Annotated in this window: 1 rRNA gene; it reads right to left on the bottom strand. The window is 52.8% G+C overall.

The features are described from left to right. Nucleotides 1-12 precede the first annotated feature (12 nt). Nucleotides 13-2,894, bottom strand: a 23S ribosomal RNA gene (locus DID98_RS35290). Between the last annotated feature and the right edge of the window lie 62 nt (nt 2,895-2,956).

Below are 2,956 nucleotides of genomic sequence, written 5' to 3' on the forward strand. Positions count from 1 at the left end.
CAGACTTGTTATAGGATCAAGCCTTACGGGCAATTAGTATCAGTTAGCTGAACGCATTACTGCGCTTACACACCTGACCTATCAACGTCCTGGTCTCGAACGACCCTTCAAGGGGATCTAGTCCCCAGGGATATCTCATCTTAAGGCGAGTTTCCCGCTTAGATGCTTTCAGCGGTTATCTCTTCCGAACATAGCTACCCGGCGATGCCACTGGCGTGACAACCGGTACACCAGAGGTTCGTCCACTCCGGTCCTCTCGTACTAGGAGCAGCCCCCTTCAAATATCCAACGCCCACGGCAGATAGGGACCAAACTGTCTCACGACGTTTTAAACCCAGCTCACGTACCTCTTTAAATGGCGAACAGCCATACCCTTGGGACCGGCTACAGCCCCAGGATGAGATGAGCCGACATCGAGGTGCCAAACACCGCCGTCGATATGAACTCTTGGGCGGTATCAGCCTGTTATCCCCAGAGTACCTTTTATCCGTTGAGCGATGGCCCTTCCATACAGAACCACCGGATCACTATGACCTGCTTTCGCACCTGCTCGACTTGTCGGTCTCGCAGTTAAGCACGCTTATGCCATTGCACTATCAGCACGATTTCCGACCGTACCTAGCGTACCTTCGTACTCCTCCGTTACGCTTTGGGAGGAGACCGCCCCAGTCAAACTGCCTACCATGCACTGTCCCCGACCCGGATCACGGGCCAAGGTTAGAACCTCAAACAAACCAGGGTGGTATTTCAAGGACGGCTCCACCGAAACTAGCGTTCCGGTTTCATAGCCTCCCACCTATCCTACACAGATCGGTTCAAAGTCCAATGCAAAGCTACAGTAAAGGTTCATGGGGTCTTTCCGTCTAGCCGCGGGTAGATTGCATCATCACAAACACTTCAACTTCGCTGAGTCTCGGGAGGAGACAGTGTGGCCATCGTTACGCCATTCGTGCAGGTCGGAACTTACCCGACAAGGAATTTCGCTACCTTAGGACCGTTATAGTTACGGCCGCCGTTTACCGGGACTTCAATCAAGAGCTTGCACCCCATCATTTAATCTTCCGGCACCGGGCAGGCGTCACACCCTATACGTCCACTTTCGTGTTTGCAGAGTGCTGTGTTTTTATTAAACAGTCGCAGCCACCAGTTTATTGCAACCCCTTCACCCTCTGCGCGCAGGCGCATCAAGCTACAAGGGCGTACCTTATCCCGAAGTTACGGTACCAATTTGCCGAGTTCCTTCTCCCGAGTTCTCTCAAGCGCCTTAGAATACTCATCTCGCCCACCTGTGTCGGTTTGCGGTACGGTCATCGTTAGACTGAAGCTTAGAGGCTTTTCTTGGAACCACTTCCAATTGCTTCGCTTCCGAAGGAGCTCGCGCCACACCCTTGAATCCTGCGCCCGGATTTGCCTAAGCGCCTTCTCCAATGCAGCGACCGGGACTTCCAACACCCGGACAACCTTCCGCGATCCGTCCCCCCATCGCATCTAACAATGGTGCAGGAATATTGACCTGCTTCCCATCAGCTACGCATTTCTGCCTCGCCTTAGGGGCCGACTCACCCTACGCCGATGAACGTTGCGTAGGAAACCTTGGGCTTACGGCGAGGGGGCCTTTCACCCCCTTTATCGCTACTCATGTCAGCATTCGCACTTCCGATACCTCCAGCACGCTTTTCAACGCACCTTCGCAGGCTTACGGAACGCTCTCCTACCATGCGAGCAAAGCTCGCATCCGCAGCTTCGGTATATAGCTTAGCCCCGTTACATCTTCCGCGCAGGACGACTCGATCAGTGAGCTATTACGCTTTCTTTAAAGGGTGGCTGCTTCTAAGCCAACCTCCTGACTGTTTTAGCCTTCCCACTTCGTTTCCCACTTAGCTATATTTGGGGACCTTAGCTGGCGGTCTGGGTTGTTTCCCTCTTGACACCGGACGTTAGCACCCGATGTCTGTCTCCCGTGATTGCACTCTTCGGTATTCGGAGTTTGCTATGGCGGGGTAATCTGCAATAGACCCCCCAACCATGACAGTGCTCTACCCCCGAAGGTGAGACACGAGGCACTACCTAAATAGTTTTCGGAGAGAACCAGCTATTTCCAGGTTTGTTTAGCCTTTCACCCCTATCCACAGCTCATCCCCTAACTTTTCAACGTTAGTGGGTTCGGACCTCCAGTACGTGTTACCGCACCTTCATCCTGGCCATGGATAGATCACCTGGTTTCGGGTCTACGCCCAGCAACTGAACGCCCTATTCGGACTCGCTTTCGCTACGCCTGCCCTATACGGTTAAGCTTGCTACTGAACGTAAGTCGCTGACCCATTATACAAAAGGTACGCCGTCACCCCTTACGAGGCTCCGACTGTTTGTATGCATGCGGTTTCAGGATCTATTTCACTCCCCTCCCGGGGTTCTTTTCGCCTTTCCCTCACGGTACTGGTTCACTATCGGTCGATCACGAGTATTTAGCCTTGGAGGATGGTCCCCCCATCTTCAGACAGGATTTCACGTGTCCCGCCCTACTTGTCGCACACCTAGTTCTTTCATACTGTTTTCGCCTACAGGGCTATCACCTGCTATGGCCGCACTTTCCAGAGCGTTCGGCTAACAATACAAATAAAGAGTGCAAGGCTCATCCCATTTCGCTCGCCACTACTTTGGGAATCTCGGTTGATTTCTTTTCCTGCGGTTACTTAGATGTTTCAGTTCACCGCGTTCGCTTCGCATGGCCTATGTATTCAGCCATGGATACTCCAAAAGGAGTGGGTTTCCCCATTCGGACATCTACGGATCAAAGCTTGTTTGCCAGCTCCCCGTAGCTTTTCGCAGGCTACCGCGTCCTTCATCGCCTGTGATCGCCAAGGCATCCACCACATGCACTTGTTCGCTTGACCCTATAACGAGTCTGTCTCGTTACAGGTTGAGTTCTCGCGTTGTGCCGTATTCCAATTGAGTC

The sequence above is a fragment of the Burkholderia sp. Bp8984 genome, assembly GCF_003853755.1.
Lineage (GTDB): Bacteria > Pseudomonadota > Gammaproteobacteria > Burkholderiales > Burkholderiaceae > Burkholderia.